This window comes from Mycobacterium sp. NGS34, assembly GCF_059812845.1.
Genome location: NZ_JCALDM010000016.1, coordinates 24,332 through 42,541, shown reverse-complemented (window position 1 = coordinate 42,541; position 18,210 = coordinate 24,332). Strand labels below are relative to the sequence as shown.

At 69.1% G+C, this 18,210-nt stretch carries 13 protein-coding genes; 7 read left to right on the top strand and 6 right to left on the bottom strand.

Annotation, left to right across the window (positions count from 1 at the left end; genetic code table 11):
• Nucleotides 1–68 precede the first annotated feature (68 nt).
• Complete coding sequence (locus AC5Y7V_RS26880; RefSeq protein WP_499883089.1) at nt 69–1,343, top strand: ammonium transporter; 1,275 nt, start codon at nt 69–71, stop codon at nt 1,341–1,343.
• Here the strand turns inward: AC5Y7V_RS26880 and AC5Y7V_RS26875 are convergent.
• Nucleotides 1,340–3,580 carry an NHL repeat-containing protein gene (locus AC5Y7V_RS26875; RefSeq protein WP_499883088.1) on the bottom strand — a complete coding sequence of 747 codons (2,241 nt, stop codon included), beginning with the start codon at nt 3,578–3,580 and terminating at the stop codon, nt 1,340–1,342. The genes AC5Y7V_RS26880 and AC5Y7V_RS26875 overlap by 4 nt on opposite strands.
• A 252-nt stretch (nt 3,581–3,832) precedes the next feature.
• Between AC5Y7V_RS26875 and AC5Y7V_RS26870 the strand changes: the two genes are divergently transcribed.
• The 3 genes from AC5Y7V_RS26870 to AC5Y7V_RS26860 are packed head-to-tail and all read left to right on the top strand — an operon-like array spanning nt 3,833 to nt 6,030.
• A complete protein-coding gene (locus AC5Y7V_RS26870; RefSeq protein WP_499883087.1) occupies nt 3,833–4,597 on the top strand; it encodes an ABC transporter ATP-binding protein in 765 nt (254 codons plus the stop codon).
• Complete coding sequence (locus tag AC5Y7V_RS26865; protein WP_499883086.1) at nt 4,531–5,349, top strand: ABC transporter permease; 819 nt, start codon at nt 4,531–4,533, stop codon at nt 5,347–5,349. Before AC5Y7V_RS26870 ends, AC5Y7V_RS26865 begins: the two co-directional genes overlap by 67 nt.
• 57 nt (nt 5,350–5,406) lie before the next feature.
• Nucleotides 5,407–6,030, top strand: coding sequence for a TetR/AcrR family transcriptional regulator (locus AC5Y7V_RS26860; protein WP_499883085.1), 624 nt, complete (start codon nt 5,407–5,409; stop codon nt 6,028–6,030).
• Here the strand turns inward: AC5Y7V_RS26860 and AC5Y7V_RS26855 are convergent.
• The 3 genes from AC5Y7V_RS26855 to AC5Y7V_RS26845 all read right to left on the bottom strand — a co-directional run bounded on the left by AC5Y7V_RS26855 (nt 5,996) and on the right by AC5Y7V_RS26845 (nt 9,667).
• Entirely contained in the window at nt 5,996–6,223 is a 228-nt protein-coding gene (locus AC5Y7V_RS26855) for a Trm112 family protein (RefSeq protein ID WP_499883084.1), read from the bottom strand. The genes AC5Y7V_RS26860 and AC5Y7V_RS26855 overlap by 35 nt on opposite strands.
• Nucleotides 6,220–9,189 (bottom strand): acyl-CoA synthetase, encoded by a 2,970-nt coding sequence (locus AC5Y7V_RS26850; protein ID WP_499883083.1) that lies wholly within the window; start codon nt 9,187–9,189, stop codon nt 6,220–6,222. The genes AC5Y7V_RS26855 and AC5Y7V_RS26850 overlap by 4 nt, the downstream gene beginning before the upstream one ends.
• Before the next feature lie 136 nt (nt 9,190–9,325).
• The gene (locus tag AC5Y7V_RS26845) at nt 9,326–9,667 is read right to left on the bottom strand and encodes a hypothetical protein (protein WP_499883082.1); all 342 of its coding nucleotides are present in this window, start codon (nt 9,665–9,667) and stop codon (nt 9,326–9,328) included.
• Nucleotides 9,668–10,089: 422 nt separating this feature from the next.
• Between AC5Y7V_RS26845 and AC5Y7V_RS26840 the strand changes: the two genes are divergently transcribed.
• The 3 genes from AC5Y7V_RS26840 to AC5Y7V_RS26830 are packed head-to-tail and all read left to right on the top strand — an operon-like array spanning nt 10,090 to nt 13,907.
• Nucleotides 10,090–10,803 (top strand): PAS and ANTAR domain-containing protein, encoded by a 714-nt coding sequence (locus AC5Y7V_RS26840; protein ID WP_499883081.1) that lies wholly within the window; start codon nt 10,090–10,092, stop codon nt 10,801–10,803.
• Nucleotides 10,804–10,810: 7 nt separating this feature from the next.
• Nucleotides 10,811–12,577: an ABC-F family ATP-binding cassette domain-containing protein gene (locus AC5Y7V_RS26835; protein WP_499883080.1), complete on the top strand. Its 1,767-nt coding sequence runs from the start codon at nt 10,811–10,813 to the stop codon at nt 12,575–12,577.
• Between the two features lie 46 nt (nt 12,578–12,623).
• Nucleotides 12,624–13,907 carry a cytochrome P450 gene (locus AC5Y7V_RS26830; protein WP_499883165.1) on the top strand — a complete coding sequence of 428 codons (1,284 nt, stop codon included), beginning with the start codon at nt 12,624–12,626 and terminating at the stop codon, nt 13,905–13,907.
• Here the strand turns inward: AC5Y7V_RS26830 and AC5Y7V_RS26825 are convergent.
• Nucleotides 13,890–14,951, bottom strand: a complete 1,062-nt coding sequence (locus AC5Y7V_RS26825; RefSeq protein ID WP_499883079.1) for a type III polyketide synthase — start codon at nt 14,949–14,951, stop codon at nt 13,890–13,892. The genes AC5Y7V_RS26830 and AC5Y7V_RS26825 overlap by 18 nt on opposite strands.
• Nucleotides 14,952–15,129: 178 nt before the next feature.
• Complete coding sequence (locus AC5Y7V_RS26820; RefSeq protein WP_499883078.1) at nt 15,130–18,210, bottom strand: type I polyketide synthase; 3,081 nt, start codon at nt 18,208–18,210, stop codon at nt 15,130–15,132.

Genomic DNA, 18,210 nt, shown 5'->3' with positions numbered 1-18,210 from the left:
CCACCGAACCTACCGACACACCCGACATGGCAATATCCCGGCCGAAATTGTGTCGAAGGAGCCCGACAATGCATGCGATCGACCCCGCCGCCACGGCGTGGCTGCTGGCCAGCACCGCATTGGTGCTGCTGATGACCCCCGGCCTGGCGATCTTCTACGGCGGCATGGTGCGCACCACCGGGGTGCTGAACATGATCATGATGAGCTTCATCTCCATCCCGCTGGTCACGGTGGCGTGGCTGTTGCTCGGCTACACCATCGCGTTCTCACCGGACGGGGCGTACGGGCTGGCGGGCAACCTGGATCACCTCGGGATGCTCGGCATCGGCCCCGAAACCGTCCACGGGGCGGTCCCCGAACTGCTGTACGCCACCTTCCAGTTGGCGTTCGCGATCATCACGGCCGCCCTGGTCAGCGGCGCCATCGCGGATCGCGCGCGGTTCGCGGCCTGGATGGCGTTCGCCACCGTCTGGACGATCGTGGTGTATTCGGTTGTCGCGCATTGGGTTTGGGGACCCGGCGGCTGGCTGGCGAAGCTGGGCGTGCTCGACTACGCCGGCGGGCTGGTCGTCGAGATCGTGTCCGGTTCGTCCGCGCTGGCGCTGGCGCTGGTGCTCGGGCCCCGCATCGGCTTCAAGAAGGACGCGATGCGGCCGCACAACCTGCCGTTCGTCCTGCTCGGTGTCGGGCTGCTGTGGTTCGGCTGGTTCGGTTTCAACGCGGGATCGGCGTTGGCCGCCAACGGAACCGCCGCGGCCATCTTCCTCAACACGCTCGTCGCGGGGTGCCTCGGCATGCTCGGCTGGCTGGCGGTGGAACGGATCCGCGACGGCAGGCCCACGACGTTCGGGGCGGCGTCCGGTGTGGTCGCCGGCCTCGTCGCCATCACCCCGTCGTGCGGAACCGTCAACACGCTCGGCGCGGCGGTCGTCGGCCTCGCGGCCGGTGTCGTGTGCTCGTTCGCGGTGGCGGCGAAATTCCGCTTCAACTACGACGATTCGCTCGACGTGGTGGGTGTGCACTTCGTCGGCGGCGTGGTCGGTGTGTCGTTGATCGGGCTGCTCGCGACAGCAGTCATGACTTCCGGGCCACGGGGCCTGTTCTACGGTGGCGGCTTCGCCCAGCTGGGCAAGCAGGCGCTGGCGATCGGCGTGGTGGCGCTCTACGCGTTCACGGCGTCATTCGTGCTGGCGAAGGTCATCGATCGGGTGATGGGCTTCCGGCTAAGCCCCGAAGACGAGGCGACCGGCGTCGACCTCACCCAACACGCCGAGACGGCCTACGCCGAAGGCGTGCATGGACATCAGCCGCTGCGCCGCCCGGGGGCCGGATCGGTCGGCTAACCCGCGGGCAGCTTGAGCACGAGACCGTGAGCGTCATCCGGTCCCATCGGCCATATGCCGAACCAAGATCCACCTCCCACGGCGCGGGAGCCCACATGATCGGTGACGTAGACGTTGGTGCCGCTGGGGTCCACCGCGAGGCCCATGGGGTCCACGAAGGGGGGCGTCCCTTGCAGCGGTGTCCAGTTGTCCGCCCCAGGCGCCAGCTTCAGCACGGTTCTTGACGTGATCATGTACACGTTGCCGGCGGCGTCCACCGCGAGATCCTGCTCCCCGGTGCTGAAAGTGTTGCCGGAGTTGTCGCGTGCTTGCGGCAATGCGGTCCAGGTGTTCGACCCGGGCGCCAGCCTCATCACGCAACTGCGGCTGCTTCGTCCGTGGCTGCAGCTGACGTAGACGTTGCCGGCGGTGTCCACGGCCACGTCACCGGTAAAAGTGTGTCGGTCGAGCTTCGGCAGTATGGTCTCGGTGCGCGAGCCGGCCGCCAGCTTCTCGACCTGACCGTCGGAGTAGTTGACGACGTACACGGTGCCGACCGCGTCCACCGCAACACCATGGGGAGATCGCAGAGTCCTGAACGGCAGCGAGGTCTGGGTGCCCGACCGGGCCTCCAACTTCACCACCCGACCGTTGCCTGAGTCGGCAACGTAGACGTTGCCGGCGGCGTCCACCGCCACGCCGGCGGTGGAACCATCGATCACGCCGTCGTCGAAGAGGTCGAGGCCGGTGAACGGCAGCACCGTTTGGGTGTTCGACCCGGGCGCCAGCTTGAGCACCTGATTGGTGCGCGTCTCGGCGACGTAGACGTTGCCGGCGGCGTCCACGGCCACACCGTGTGGAAGGCGCAGGCCGGTGAACGGCAGCGCAAACGGCCGCTCCTGGTCCGCCTTCAGCTGATCTTCTTTGTTCTGATGACCGCCGTTTATGTTGCCGGCCAGAATCATCATCGCCGGCGCCACGCCGAACATGACCGCGGCGATGACGACGCCATAGATCCAGAGCTTGCGTTTAGGGCGGGCCAGCGGTGCCGCGATCGAGGCCGGGGTCGCGCCGGTTCGGGCCCTGTCCTCCAGTTGCGCGGCCAGGCCGAATTTCTCGACGAGCATCAGCCAATCCGCGTCCGAGACGACAAATTCCGCCTCATCCGCCGGAGTCACGTTTCCGCGCCACGCGAACCGGTAGGTGAGCTTGGTCGTGCCGCTCCAACGGGCCTGTGGGGGGCCGGCGTAGTCGGGGCACGCGATGGTCAGCGGTTGCGAATTACCGACTCGCACAACCAGAACAGCCGTTGTCAACGTACCCATGTAGGGGGCCGAGCGGGTGCTCGCGACCGGCGTCGTGGTCACCTGCGCAAGCGGGGCCGAGGCGACGGGCGCGTTGCTCGCCAGGTCGGTGACCGAGATCGCGTCGTCGCCGACGTCGATGACCAGGGCCGGTTGTGGCGGGTTGGCGTTCATCCTCAGCGCCGTCGCGGTGTTCTTGAACATCCCGAAGAACGAGGTCGAGTACATTCTCGCCGGGTTGGGTGTGAGCAGGCAGCGAATCGGTTGCCCCGGGGCGGCCCCGCGCGCATCGAGCCCGCGCGGCCGGCCGACCGTAGTGAGAAGCTCATCGAACTCCTCGGACCACATCGTCGCGTCCACGCTGTCCACCGGCGCTGCGTCGAGCGGTGTTTCGGGAGCCACGCGATGATCTTGTCCGCCGATGACAAAGCGGTCGCCGCCGCTCCGCAGGTGCAGCGCTGTGCCTTTCGCCGTGCCGCCATACCCCGCGAGAGTCCACGTGCCCAGCTGCGCATCGCCGAACGAAAAGACCTCCCCCGGCCGCGAACTGACGGTCACGCCGCCGCTGCCGACGTCGACGAGGACCGTCTTCTTCCGATTCATCCGCCGCTGGAACAGGCCGAAGGCCGGCATGGCGAGCATCAGGAACGCGAGGAACACCACGAAGCCGCCGACCTTCATCACGTTTTCCGCGCCCACGACGGCGCCAACCAGAAACAGCGCCATATAGGTCAGGCCGAGCCCCGCCATGCCCCCGAACATGAACAGGTAGGTGTACTTCATCATCTGCTTGGTACTGGGCGGGGCGGCGGCCACCTCGAAACGGCGCGACGGGCCCGCGTCGTGCGCGGTCGCCGGAGGCGGTTCGGCGCCGCGGGTCCGCTCGGCAAGCTGATGCTCCAGATCGGCGATGCGTTTCTCCGGGTCGCCGTGATCCGTCAGCAACTTGCCCATGGGGGTTCCTTTCCGCGGTTACGCGGCCGGACGCTAGCGCCGACCATTTGCGAAATTCTTGTGCCTCCCGTCGCTACCGATCCCAGGATCCAAACGCGCCCAGCAAATCGTCTCACCGAGACGCCGCGAAGTTAAGCGGCGCCGCCGAGCGTGCAATCCACGACGCCACGGCGGCGTGTCGCGTCGTGGATTGCACGTTCGGCGGCGAAGTCGGCCTTGACAGCGGCCGCTCGCGAGCGGAGTATTCATCACATGATGAGTTCATCGAGTGATGAATTACTGGCGAGGGGGCACACCCCCGCGGTCAACATCGAGCATCTGCGCGTCGTCCGCGGTAAACGTCCCGCGCTGCACGACTTTTCGGTGACGATCGCCAAGGGCACGATCACCGGCCTGCTCGGCCCGTCCGGCTGCGGCAAGACCACCCTGATGCGGTGCATCGTCGGCACCCAGATCGTCAAGTCGGGCACCGTCACGGTGCTGGGCCGGCCGGCCGGGAGCCCGGCCCTGCGCCGCCGAGTCGGATACATGCCCCAGGACCCGACGATCTACAACGACCTGCGGATCGTGGACAACGTTCGCTACTTCGCCGCGCTGTACGGCTTCGACAACCGCGCCGCCGACGCGGCCATCGAGCGGGTCGGGTTGACCGACCATCGAACCGCCTTCTGCGGCAACCTGTCCGGCGGTCAGCGCACCCGCGCGTCGCTGGCGTGCGCACTGGTCTGCCTCCCCGAGCTGCTCGTGCTCGACGAGCCGACCGTCGGCTTGGACCCCGTGCTGCGCGTCGACCTGTGGGAACAGTTCACCGAGCTCGCCCGCGGCGGCACCACCCTGCTGGTCTCCAGCCACGTGATGGACGAGGCCGACCACTGCGGCGACCTGTTGCTGATGCGCGAAGGCCACCTCGTCGCGCACACCACCCCGACCCGACTACGAGAGGACACCGGATGTCCGTCACTGGAGGACGCGTTTCTGTCCATCATCAGGCGCAGCACGAAGCAAAAGGCGGGTTAGGGCTCAAGGCCTACGCGGCCACGACGACGCGCATCCTGCGTCAGCTGGCCGCCGATCATCGAAGCGTGGCGTTGATCCTGTTCGTGCCGATCCTGGTCATCACGCTGATGTACTTCATGTTCGAGAACGCGCCGCACCGCCCGGGGATGCCGTCGCCGTTCAACAACGCCTGCCTGATACTGCTAGGCCTGTTCCCGCTCTTCGTGATGTTCATCATCACGTCGATCACCATGCAGCGCGAACGGGCGTCCGGGACGCTGGAGCGCATCCTGACCACTCCCCTGCGCCGGCTCGACATGCTGATCGCCTACGGCACCGCGTTCTCGATCGCCGCTGCCGTGCAAGCCATCCTGGCGTGCATCGTGTCGTTCTGGCTCCTCGGCTTCGACACGGCGGGCAGCCCGGTGTGGGTGTTCGTGATCGCGATCGTAAACGCCGTGCTAGGGGTCGGGCTCGGTTTGTTGTGTAGTGCGTTCGCGCGCACCGAGTTTCAGGCCGTCCAGTTCATCCCGCTGGTCATGGTGCCCCAGTTCCTGCTCGCGGGCATCATCGTGCCGCGCGCATTGATGGCGCACTGGTTGCAGTGGATCAGCAACGTGCTGCCGGCGAGCTACGCGCTCGAGGCGCTGCAGCAGGTGGGCGCGCATAGCGAGCTGACCTTCATCGCGGTACGCGACATCGTCGTCGTAATGGGTTTCGCGCTCGCGGCGCTGTGCCTGGCCGCGGCGACGCTGCGGCGGCGGACAAGCTAGTGGCGATCGCAAGCGCGGCGAAGCCGGGCGCAGCGGGTCGCCACGGAGGGTCCTAGCGTGACGGCGACGAACGCGGGGCGCCGGCGCCCCGGGCGCCCGGCCGGCAGCTCCGACACCCGCGACCGGATCCTGACCAGCGCCCGGGAGCTGTTCGCGCGCAACGGGATTGATAGAACGTCGATACGGGCGGTGGCCGCCGCCGCAGGAGTGGACGCCGCCCTGGTGCATCATTACTTCGGCACCAAGCAGGGATTGTTCGCCGCAGCGATTCACATTCCCATCGACCCCATGACGGTTCTCGTGCCCATGCGCGAGGTGCCGGTAGAAGAGCTCGGATTCAAGCTGCCGATGGTGCTGCTGCCGATCTGGGATTCCGAAATGGGCGCGGGTTTGATCGCGACGCTGCGGTCGCTGATTGCCGGTTCCGACGTGAGTCTGGCGCGCTCGTTCCTGCAGGAGGTGGTCGTCGCGGAGGTGGGTTCGCGCGTCGACACGCCACCGGGTACGGGCACGATGCGCGCTCAGTTCGTGGCCTCGCAGTTGATGGGCGTCGTGATGGCGCGCTACATCGTGCAGATCGAACCGTTCGCGTCGCTGCCCGCCGAGGTAATCGCGCGGACCATCGCACCGAACCTGCAGCGCTACCTCACCGGGGATCTGCCGGACGGGCTCGTGCCATGAGCCGTTCGTGCTCGTCGTCGTCGACGTCGCGCGCCTCGTCGATCAGCAGCACCGGGATGCCGTCGTCGATGCGGTAGGCGCGCCGCAGCCGCGGGTTGTAGAGCAGCTCACCATCGCCCGGGTCTATCAAGAGCAGCGGACCCCGGTCGGCCGGGCACACCAGGATGCTGAGCAGGACGTCGTCGAGTGTCATTTGGCGCCGCTCAGCTCGGACCGCGCCCCGGGCGTCAGCTTGCGGAACTCGTTGCTGTTGGCGTCGAAATACCACGCCTGGCGTCCCGACTTGGGGATCCCGGCCGCGCGCAGGGCGCTGACGGTGGGCCGGTAGGTGGCGCTCAGCGTCATCTCCGGGCACACCTGCACGATGTCGGGCCCCACCCCGATGGGGACTTTCGCGACGGCCTCGGTCAGGTCGGCCGCGGTGATGCTGGCCCCGGGCAGCAGCGTCACCGCCGCGACCGCCAGCTGGCGGTCCCCCATCGGCACGTTGTAGGTCACCGCGAGGTCCACCCCGTTGATGCAGCTCAGCGCGTCGGTGACCGGTTCGGCGAACACCGATCCGCGCGCGGTGTGGACGACCGAGCCGCGCCTGCCGGCCAGCCAGTAGTCGCCGTCCCCGTCGCGGTAGAACAGGTACTCGGTGGAGATCCAGGTGTCGGACGGGGCGAACACCCCGCGCTTGACCGACGCGGTGGGGTCGATCGGCCCGCGGGACTGCGCGAGCAGCACCCCGACCTGGACGGGCTCGGCGATCTGCACGAAACCCCGGTCGTCCTCGAGGATCAGGTCGTGCTCCGCGTCGTAGGCCGCGAGCTCGACGCGTCCCACGCCGGGCAGCGGGCGGCCCTTGCTGCCAATCTTGGCTCCGGACACGTTGGCCAGCACGGCCTGTCCGTCGGTGGTGGCGAAGAATTCGACGACGTTGGCGGGCGAGAACGCGTCGAGCACCCGCTCCCACAAACCGGTCGGCATCCCCGAGCCGATGAACAGTCGCACCGGATGGTTGCCGTGCAACACGAAGGCGGGATCGTCGACGACGTCGCGCAGCATCGCCCAGGTGTAGGACACCACCGTGACGCCGTACTGCCGGATCTCCTGGACGAACCGCTTCGGGTCCAGCCCGCGCGACAGCGCGATCCGGGTGCCGCCGACGACCGCACCGCCCAGGCTGACCAGCAGCGCGGACTCGTGGTGCAGCGGCGTCAGGCAGTAGACGGTGTCGCGGCGGTCCAGTGCGGCCGTCGAGGCGGTCCCGAAGGCCGACACCGCCCAGCGGAAGTTGGTGATCTGCTTGGCCACCAACTCGCCGCCGGCTGCGGTGAAGGCGATGAACGCCAGGTCACGGGCCAATCCGGGGTTGGGCCGGTACCAGGCCGGCAGAGCGACCGCGTCCGGGTCGATCTGCTCCATGTCGATGACGTCGCTGTCGTGGGGCAGGTGCAGGTCGCGCGTCTCGCCGCCACCCAGCACCAGGATTTGCCCCGGCAGGTCGCGCGCGGCGTCGAGGTTGGTCGGGTCGGTGAGGATCTCGCTGACGCCGCCGAGCCGCACCGACGCGGCCAGGTCGGCGTCGGACCGCATCACCACGGCGACGGCGCCCAGCCGCGACAGCGCCGCGATGGCGACCAGCGCGCTGGGGCGGGTCTCCATCAGCACGCCGACGCGGTCGCCCTGCCGCACCCCGACCTCGATCAGGCCGCGGACGACGTTGTTGACGCGCCGGTTCACGGCCTCGTAGGTGTGCACGCGCCCGTCGAACAACAGGAACTCGCCCTGCGGGGCGTTTTGCGCCTGCTCCTCGATGATGCGGCCCAGCGAGATGCGGGTGTGGTCGTTGATCTGTCCGAGCCGGACCAGCCGCGGCAACGTGCGGGCGGTCTCGACGGCCAGGGTGCGCATGGACTTGTTGGCGGCGACGACCGTGCCGGCCGCGCCGCGCACCGCGCCCAGCGCCGCCTCGGAGACCTCCCCGAGGCCGTGCGCGATCCGGGAACTCAGCGCGACGCCGCTGTCGGTGTGTTCGACCGGCTGATCGGCCATCAGGTCGATGCCGCTCGGCTTGTCCCCGCCCGTCGACAGCCAGCGCACCCATTCGGCGACGGTGGGCCAGCTCTCCCGCGCCGCGCGGGATCCGACGACCAGACCGAAATGGCCTGTGCGGACCAGACGTTCGTAGACCTCGGCGTTCGGCGCTGCCCGGCGGATGCCGCGCACCGAGGCGGGCTGCCCGATGTCGTCCACCTCGCCGACGAAGGCCAGCACCGGACAGGTGATGTCGGTGAGCGTGACCATCTGGCCGTTGATCGCGAAGCCGCCGGTCATCATGCGGTTGTGCGCGATGAACTGCTTGAGCAGTTCGGAGATGGCCGGGCCGGACCACGCGATCCAGCCCTCGCGCTCCAGAAACCTGCGCTGTTGCTCGCGCGGTAGCAGCGCCTCGCGGTCGTGCAGCTGGCGTACGAAGTCCACCCGGGCCTTGGCCGTCTTGAGCGGGTCCATCAACTGAAAACCCGTGCGCGCCATCCAGCTCGGGATGGCCAGCCGGCTGAAGACATGGTCGGCCATGAAGTTGGCGGCGGGCGCGGCGAAGTTTGCCGGGATGCCCATCGGCAGGGCGGCCAGGGTGTCCACCGGGGACCCGAACGCCACGATGCTGGCGAGGGATTTGGAACGACGGTAGGCGGCGACCTGATAGCACCACATGCCGCCCTGCGAGTACCCGACCAGGTGCACGTCGCTGCCGGTGGCGTCCTTGACCGTGTCGATGGCCTGGCTGAGCGCGACGATGTGGTCGGCCAGGTTGCGGCGCATGCCGCCCTCGACCTTGTCCGGCGACCCGAAGTCGATGACCCAGCAATCCAGCCCGGCGTCGTGCAGGATCCCCACCGCGCCGTCTTCCTTCGTGACGTCCCACATGTCCGCGGACATCATCATCGGGTGGACCATCAGCACGGGCGGGCCGACCGGCGGCTGCCCGGGCCGGCTGTCCGGCGGGAAATACCGGCGCAGCTTGTACATCGGGACGCTCTCGACGGTCTGGGACGGCGACGGCACCGTGCCGGTTTCCAAGCCCCCCAGCCGCAAGACCTCTAACCCGTTCTGTGCCGTGGCCACCAGGCGCTCGACCGGGCGCGTGACCATCGAAAAATTGAGATCCACCGCCGCTCCCTGACTCTTGACAGCCCCGCCATCATGGCACATCGGCCCCCTCGGCGGTTTTGGTCAGCCTGTTTGCCGACGAGGGGCGCACGGGGCGATGTCCGCGCCCTATCCCGGGTTGGCGCGTGCCGCAGCGTCAGTCGTCGGCGTCGTCGGCGTCGTTGGCCCAGCCGCTCCCCGCCATGCGCCTCAGCCGCTCGGCCATCCGGCGATCCTCCCGCGCGTAGTCGCGGTGGCGAGCCGCGTGTCGGCGGTACTCGTCCTTGGAGAGAACGCTGTGTTCGGCCGCTTCCTCGTAGGCCTTCGCGGTCCGCTCGTGGCTGTCCGCCGACTTGTCCATGCTGTGGGCCGCGGATCGCTGCGCCGAGCTCGCGTCCCGCCGCGCCCGTTCCGCTCTCTGCCCGCTGCGGAATGCTTCTTCGGCACCCCACACCTTCAGATAGGGCTCGGCATGAAGCCCATTATTTGCGCTGCCCATCATCCGGTCCTTCCCAGAGGGAGAGGATTGACCCGGTTGGCGGAGTCGAAACGCGGCCCGGACCCCGCCCACCGTCTCGATGGGCCGCGACGAGAAGTTGGTAGCAACGAATTACGTTGCGCCCCAACGCCGGTAGGCGGAGCGACGTCGGCGCCGGCGCGACCGAAATCCGATGGTTTACCCACCTTGAAACCGGGTAGGTTTCCGACCGTTCCCTGGGTACGGCAGACCGTGTCCGTCCGATTTCCCGCGCGCCGCGGCCGTCGCCGCCGCGATTCCCAACCTGCGCCACCCGGAGTACTTCCACGACCACCAACGCATCGAGCACAAGCTGTTCGACAGCGCCGTGAAGTGCGCGCTTGAACGTGCTCGAAAACGGGCATTGATAAGGCAAAACCGCAGGTATTCCGGGGAGACGGGCGATGGCTGTGAACTTCGAAGACGACACCGGTCAGCGTCGCAATGGGCGGGCCGGCGGCCGGCCGCCCGAGGCGGTGATGTCCGACGTGGTCCAGGACCGCGGGCTGGGCGCGCTCGACCTGGTCCTGGGCCCGGGTGAGCCGCAGCGGGTCGGCAGGTTCCGGTTCTTCCTGGACGGCCAGCGCTGGGAATGGTCGGACGCCGTCGCGCGCATGCACGGCTACGAGCCGGGACAGGTCGAGCCCACCACCGAACTATTGCTGCAGCACAAGCACCCCGAGGACCGCGAGCGCGTCGCCGCCGTACTGGACCGCGTCGTCAACGGCAAGCCGTTCAGCAGCCGCCACCGCATCATCGACAGCGCCGGGCACACCCGCTGCGTCGTCGTCGCGGGCGATCGCATGCTCGATGACACCGGCGCGCTGGTCGGCACGTCCGGGTTCTACGTCGACGTCACCGACTCGCTGCACTCCGACATCACCAGCGTCCTGGAGGCGGTGGCCGACGCCCGGGCCCGGATCGAGCAGGCCAAGGGCGTGCTCATGAGCGCCTACGGCATCTCCGCGGATCGCGCGTTCGACATCCTGGCCTGGCGATCCCAGGAAACCAACCTCAAGGTCCGCGACCTCGCCACCCGTTTCCTGGAAGCCGTCGCCGGCAAGGCGTCGCCCGACACGCGGACCCACATCGATCACGCGCTGCTGACCCTCGAATAATTGCCCGGTGGCGCACCTACTGGGAGCCGAGGGCATACGTCTGCAATATCCGACTCAGGTCGTGTTCGAGTCGGTGACGCTGGGAGTCAACGACGGCGCGCGCATCGGCATCGTCGGGCGAAACGGCGACGGCAAGTCCAGCCTGCTGGGCCTGCTGACCGGCCGGCTGCGGCCCGACGCCGGACGGGTCACCCGCCGCAGCGGGCTGCGGGTCAGCGCCCTGAGCCAGGCCGACACCCTGGACCCGGACCGCACGGTGGGCTGGACGCTGGTCGGCGATCAACCCGAGCACCAGTGGGCCGGCGACGCGCGGGTGCGTGACGTGGTCGACGGGCTGGTCTCCGACATCGCCTGGGAGGCGACGGTTTCCACGCTGAGCGGTGGGCAACGGCGGCGGGTGCAGCTGGCGCGGCTGCTGATCGGTGAATGGGACGTGATCGCCCTCGACGAGCCCACCAACCACCTGGACATCGAGGGCATCACCTGGCTGGCCACCCACCTGCGGGAGCGGTGGGCGCGCAACAGCGGCGGGCTGCTGGTGGTGACGCACGACCGCTGGTTCCTCGACGAGGTCGCCACCACGACGTGGGAGGTGCACGACGGGATCGTCGAGCCGTTCGAGGGCGGCTACGCGGCCTATGTGCTGCAGCGCGTGGAACGCGACCGGGTGGCCGCGGCCGCCGAGGCCAAGCGGCAGAACCTGATGCGCAAGGAGCTGGCGTGGCTGCGGCGCGGGCCGCCGGCGCGGACGAGCAAGCCCAAGTTCCGGATCGACGCCGCCAACCAACTGATCGCGGACGTGCCGCCGCTGCGCAACACCGTCGAGCTGGCCAAGCTGGCGACCGCGCGGCTCGGCAAGGTCGTCGTCGACCTGCTCGACGTGTCGGTGTCGTTCGGCGACCGGCCGGTGCTGCGCGACGTCGAATGGCGGATCGCCCCCGGTGAACGCACCGGAATCGTCGGGGCCAACGGCGCCGGGAAGTCGACGCTGCTGGGATTGATCGCCGGCACCGTTGCGCCGGACAGCGGGCGCGTCAAGCGCGGCAAGACCGTGCGGCTCGCGGTGCTGGATCAGCGGGGCGAGGAGCTGGACGCGCTGGCCGGCGACCGGATCGCCGACGTGCTCGGCGGCCTGCGCGGCGGCTACGAGGTCGAGGGCCGCGAGGTCACCCCGGCCCAGCTGCTGGAACGGCTCGGGTTCGGTCGTGGGCAGCTCTCCGCGCGCGTCGGCGACCTGTCCGGCGGTCAGCGGCGGCGGCTGCAGCTGATGCTCACGCTGCTGAGTGAACCGAACGTGCTGCTGCTCGACGAGCCCACCAACGACGTCGACACCGACATGCTCACCGCCGTGGAGGACCTGCTCGACTCGTGGCCGGGCACCCTGATCGTCGTGTCGCACGACCGGTACCTGCTGGAGCGGGTCACCGATCAGCAGTACGCGATCCTCGACGGCCGGCTGCGGCACCTGCCCGGCGGCATCGACGAGTACCTGCGGCTGGCGGCGCATCGACCGGTTGCGCCTGTTGCGGCGTCGGCGTCGCTTTCGGGGATGTCGGGCGCGGAGCGCCGCACCGCCGAGAAGGAGCTGGCCTCCGTCGACCGTCAACTCGCCCGGCTCGCCGAGCGGATCGAGGCCAAGCACCACGAACTCGCCGAGCACGACCAGTCCGATCATGTCGGCCTGTCGCGGCTGACGGGAGAGCTGCGCGGCCTGGAGGGTGAGGTCGCCGCGACGGAGAGCCGCTGGCTGGAGCTATCGGAGCTACTCGAATAATCGGACCATGACCTCCGACTTGCGCGGCCCGCTCACCTATCGGCCGGTGCGTTACCCGCCCGGCGAGGCGTTGTTGGCGCTGTACCGGTGGCGGGGCCCGGTGCTCAACTCCGGCGTCGGCCGGCGCGGCTACACCTACCTGTTGGGCCCCGAGGCAAACAAGTTTGTGTTTGCCAACGCCGACGCGTTCAGCTGGCGGGAGACGTTCGAGAACCTGGCCATTGTCGACGGGCCGACCGCGCTGATCGTCAGTGACGGCGACGACCACCGGCGCCGGCGCAGCGTCGTCGCGCCCGGGCTGCGTCACCGGCAGATCCAGGAGTACGTGCAGACAATGGTCGCCAACGTCGACGCCGTCATCGACGAATGGCGGCCCGGACAGCGCCTGGACATCTATCGGCAGTGCCGTTCGGCGGTCCGGCGCAGCACCGCCGAAAGCCTGTTCGGCCAACGCATGGCGGTCCAATCCGACTTCCTCGGTGAGCAACTGCAGCCCCTGCTGGACCTGACCCACATGCTGCCGCAGGTGGTGACGTTGCAGCGACGGACGCGGGCGCCCGCCTGGCGACGGGCGACGGCGGCCCGCCGACGCATCGACGACCTGGTCGACGCGCAGATCACCGCCGCCCGCGCCGATCCCAGGCCCGACGACCACATGCTGACCATGCTGATCAACGGTCGCGGCGACGAGGGCTACGCGTTGAGCGACAACGAGATTCGCGACGCGGTGATCTCGCTGATCACCGCCGGCTACGAGACCACCAGCGGCGCGCTGGCCTGGGCGATCTACACGCTGCTGTCCCTGCCGGGCGCGTGGGACGCCGCCGCCGACGAGGTGCGCCGGGTGCTCGGCGACCGGCCGCCCGCCGCCGGCGACCTCGACGCGCTGACCTACCTCAACGGCGTCGTGCACGAAACCCTGCGGCTGTACCCGCCCGGCGTCATCTCCGCGCGCAAGGTGATGCGCGACCTCACGTTCGACGGCCACCGCATTCCGGCGGGCCGGATGCTGATCTTCAGCCCGTACGTCACGCACCGCCTGCCCGAGCTGTGGCCGCAGCCAACGGAATTCCGGCCGTCGCGCTGGGATGCCGGCGCGCCGGGCTACCGCAAACCCGCACCGCACGAATTCATTCCGTTCAGCGGCGGCCTGCACCGGTGCATCGGGGCGGTCATGGCCACCACCGAGATGACCGTCATGCTCGCGCGGCTGGTGGCCCGGACCACGCTGCGGCTGCCCGCCCAGCGGATCCGCGCGCACAACCTGGCCGCGCTGTCGCCGGCGCCGGGTCTGACCGTCGACGTCGTCGACCTAGTGCCAGCGCAATAGCACCAGCTCCGAACAGAACCCGGGCCCCATCGCGAGCATCAGCCCGGGGCTGCCGCTGGGCGGCGGCTTGGCGATGGTGTCGCGCAGGATGTGCAGCACCGAGGCCGACGACAGGTTGGCGATTTCGCCCAGTGAGCGCCACGTCAGCTCGAGCGCGTCGGGCCCGAGCTCGAGGGCCCTGGTGATGGCGTCGATGACCTTGGGGCCACCCGGATGGCTGACCCAGGCGCCGATGTCGTCCCTGGTGAGCCCGTGCGTGGCGAGGAATCCGTTGACGTCGTCGGCCAGGTAGCGGTCGATCAACGACGTCAGGTCCGGCGACAGCACCAGCTGCAGCCCCGAGGAGCTGACATTCCAGCCCATGATCTGCAGCGAGTCCGGGTAGAGGCGGCTGCGCGAATCGAGGATGTCGGGCCCGCTCGCGCGAACCTGTTCGGCGCGACGGTCGCCGACGGCCACCACCGCGGCCGCGCCGTCACCGAACAACGCGCTGCCGACCAACCCGGACACGGTCGGTTTGACGGCCGGGTAGGTGAGCGAGCACAGCTCGACAGAGACCAGGACAGCGACGCCGTCGGGCGCGCCGCGCAGGTAGTCGTTCAGCCGGGCCACGCCCGCGGCACCGGCCACGCAACCCAATCCGAACAGCGGCACCCGGCGCACGTCGGGGCGCAGGCCGAGCCGCCCGGCGATCCGCGCGTCGAGCGACGGCACCGCGATGCCGGTGACCGTGGTGGTGGCGATCATGTCGATGTCTTCCGGCTGCAGGCCGGCCTCGTCGAGCGCGCCCAGCAGCGCCTGGCAACCGAGGTCGACGGCGGCGTCGATGAAGATCGCGTTGGCCTCGCCGAAGTCGGTGAGCGTCGGGTAGCGCTCCAACGGCAGGACGAAGTGGCGGCTGTTCACCCTCGCGGCGGCGTGCAGGCGCCGAACGATTTCCTCGTGTTCCTTCAGCCCCGGAAACTCGACGAATTGATCGGTGATCTCGCTCTGGCTATACCGATGCGGCGGCAGCGCACCGACCACGCCCGCAACAACGCTCATGCCCCACCCTTTTTCGTCATGGCCGGTTGAAAGCCACCACTTTCACCCGGGGCTGAGAACTGCTCGTTACCGTGGAAAGTCTAAAGCTTTAAACGCTTGTCGCAAAGAAATTGATATTCAACGTATGTCAAATTACTCGGGTTGTTTAGTCACGTAATCAGTTCCGCCAGTGATGGATTCATCCTGGGGCGTCATTTTCTTTGTCTGCGTCGAGCGCCAGCGCAATTAGCGCGTCGGGGCTCAACGAGTCGATAGCGTCGTCGGTGACGATTGAGTCGGCGAGTGACTTTTCCGGGTCGCCGGCCAGCGCTAATAATTTGTCGAGCAATCCGGTCCGGCGAAGTTCATGAAGCGGAATCTTTCTCAGCGCCGACCAAACCTTTTCGTCATCGGACTGTTCCGGCCCGCCGTGAAGCAATTGTTGAGCGAGATGGTCGGCCAATGCCGCGGGGTTGGGATAGTCGAAGACGAGCGTGCGTGACAACGCCAGCCCGGTATCGGCCTTGAGCCGGTTGCGGAGTTCGACCCCGGTCAGGGAGTCGAACCCGAGATCCTGGAAGGCGCGGTCCGGGTCGACGGCGTGGCTGTCCGAATGTCCCAGAACCGCCGCGGCGTGGGCGCGCACCAGCTCGATCAGCTGGCGCCGGCGCTCGAGGGGCGACAGTTGCCGCAGGCGCTCGGCCGACTCGTCGGGAATGGTCGGTGTCGGCGCGTCCGTACCGTCGCCCAGCCAAAACCTTTGGCGCACAAACCCATACGTCGGCAACTCGACGCGCCGGCCACGACGCAGGACCGCGCTCCAGTCGACCGGCACGCCGGTGGTGAACAGTCGGCCGGCCGCGGTGAGCAGCGACTCGACCTCCGCGCGTTCCTTTGCCAGCGTGACGGTTGCGACGGGATGCTCGGTCGCCAGGGATTGCTCCGCCGCTGCGCTCAGGCCACCGGCGGGACCGATTTCGACGAACACGCCGGCCCCGGATGCCTCGGCGGCGCGCACCCCGTCGGCGAAGCGCACCGGGCGGCGCACATGCTCGGCCCAGTAGCGCGCCGACCCGTAGCCGGGCTCCGCGAGCTGACCGGACACATTGGACACCAACGGTATTCGAGGCTCTTTCGGAGAGATATCGGCGATCGCGGCTTCGAAGGCGTCGATCATGGGCTCCATCAGCGGCGAGTGGAACGCGTGGGAGACCGCCAACCGATGGGAGCGCCGGCCCCGGTCCACCAGGGTCTGGGCGATGGCGGCGACCGGAGCCTCCGCGCCCGAGATCACCACCGCGTCCGGGCCGTTCACCGCCGCGATGGTCACGCCGTCGGTGAGCAGCGGCCCCACCTCGGCCTCGCCGGCGGCGATCGCGACCATCGCGCCGCCGGCGGGCAGCCCGGACATCAACCGCCCCCGCGCCGCCACCACCTTCGCCGCGTCGGGCAGTGTCAGCACGCCCGCGACATGGGCGGCGGTGATCTCGCCCACCGAATGCCCCATCACCGCGGTCGGGACCACACCCCAGTGCCGCAGCAGCGCGACCAGCGCGGTCTGGACGGCGAACAACGCCTGCTGCGCAAACTCGGTGTCGTCCAACGCCTTTGGGTCGCTGCCCCACATCACGTCGCGCAGCCGGTCGTCCAGCGCGGCGGCGGCTTCGTCGAAAGCCTCGGCGAACACCGGGAATCGGGCGTAGAGCTGGACTCCCATGCCTCGCGACTGCGCGCCCTGACCGGGAAACACGAACGCCGTCTTGCCCGGGGCGTGCGCCCGGCCGACGATCGCGTTGGGATGCGGCTCGCCGCGCGCCACTGCGGCGAGCGCCGCCGCCAGGGTCTCGCGGTCGTCGCCCACCAGCGCCGCCCGGTGCTCGAACACCGAGCGCGTCGTCGCCAACGACCACCCCACGTCGTTCGCGTCCAGCCGCGCATCCCCGGTCACGTGGGCAGCGAGCCGCGCGGCCTGGTTGGCCAACGCGCGCTCCGAACGGCCGGACAGCAGCCACGCCGTCGGCCCGTTCTCGCGTTCGGTCCTAAGGGTTGTCGGCTGCGCGGGCGCCTGCTCGACGATCACGTGCGCATTGGTCCCGCCCATGCCGAACGAGGACACCCCCGCCCGGCGCGGTTCCTCCCCGGCCGGCCAGGCGGTCAGCGCCGTGTTGACCCGCAGCCCGAGGCCGTCCAGTTCGATTCTCGGAGTTTCGTAGTTGAGGCTCGCGGGGATGGCGCCGTTCTCGATAGCCAGCACCGTCTTGAGCAAACCCGCGATTCCGGCGGCGCCACCGGCGTGACCGATGTTGGTCTTCACCGACCCCACGGTCAGCGGATGGTGCCGGAGCGTGCCGATCGCCTCCCCCAGCGCGTTCGCCTCCACCGGGTCGCCGATCTCGGTGCCGGTGCCGTGCGCCTCGACATACTGCAACTGCCCCGGCTGCAGGCCCGCGTCGCCGAGGGCGCGGCGGATGACGTCGGCCTGTCCCGCGACCGACGGCGCGGTCTGTCCGGCGGCGGTGTGCCCGGCGTTGCCGACCGCGGTGCCGGAGATGACCGCGCGGATGCGGTCCCCGTCCTCGAGGGCGGCGTGCAACGGCTTCAGCAGCACCAGCCCGCCGCCCTCGCTGCGCACGTACCCGTCGGCGCGGGCGTCGAACGCGTAGGTGTGGCCCGACGCCGACACCGCGCCGAATTCCCGTTCCAGCAAGCCCGTTTCGCTGGCCAGGTTCAGGTGGACGCCGCCCGCGATGGCCAGCTTCGATTCGCCCGACCGCAGGCTTTGCACCGCGGCGTGGACGGCCACCAGCGACGAGGACTGGCCGGAATCGATCGTCATGCTCGGGCCGTACAGACCCAGGGCGTAGGAGATCCGGTTCGCGATCATCGCCCGGCTGATTCCGGCGAAGGAGTGATGGTCGACATGTTCGGCGGTGTCCAGCGTCAGCACGGCGTAGTCGTCGCTCATCGCGCCGAGGTAGACCGTGACTCGTTCGCCGCGCAGGGTTTGCGGGACGAGGAACGCGTCCTCGAGAAGTTCCCAGGCGAGCTCCAGCGCAAGCCGCTGGCGGGGATCCATCGCGGCGGCCTCGCGCGGCGACACGTTGAAGAAGTCCGCGTCGAACTCGGCGACGTTGTCCAGCAGCCCTTCTCGGCGGGTTTGCCCCCCGGCGACGCGAGTGACTTCCAGCCCGTCGCGCAGCACCCGCCAGAGTTCCGCGGGGTGGGCGGCGGACGGGAACCTGCAGGCGAGCCCGATGATCGCTACGTCTGCCGGTCGCAC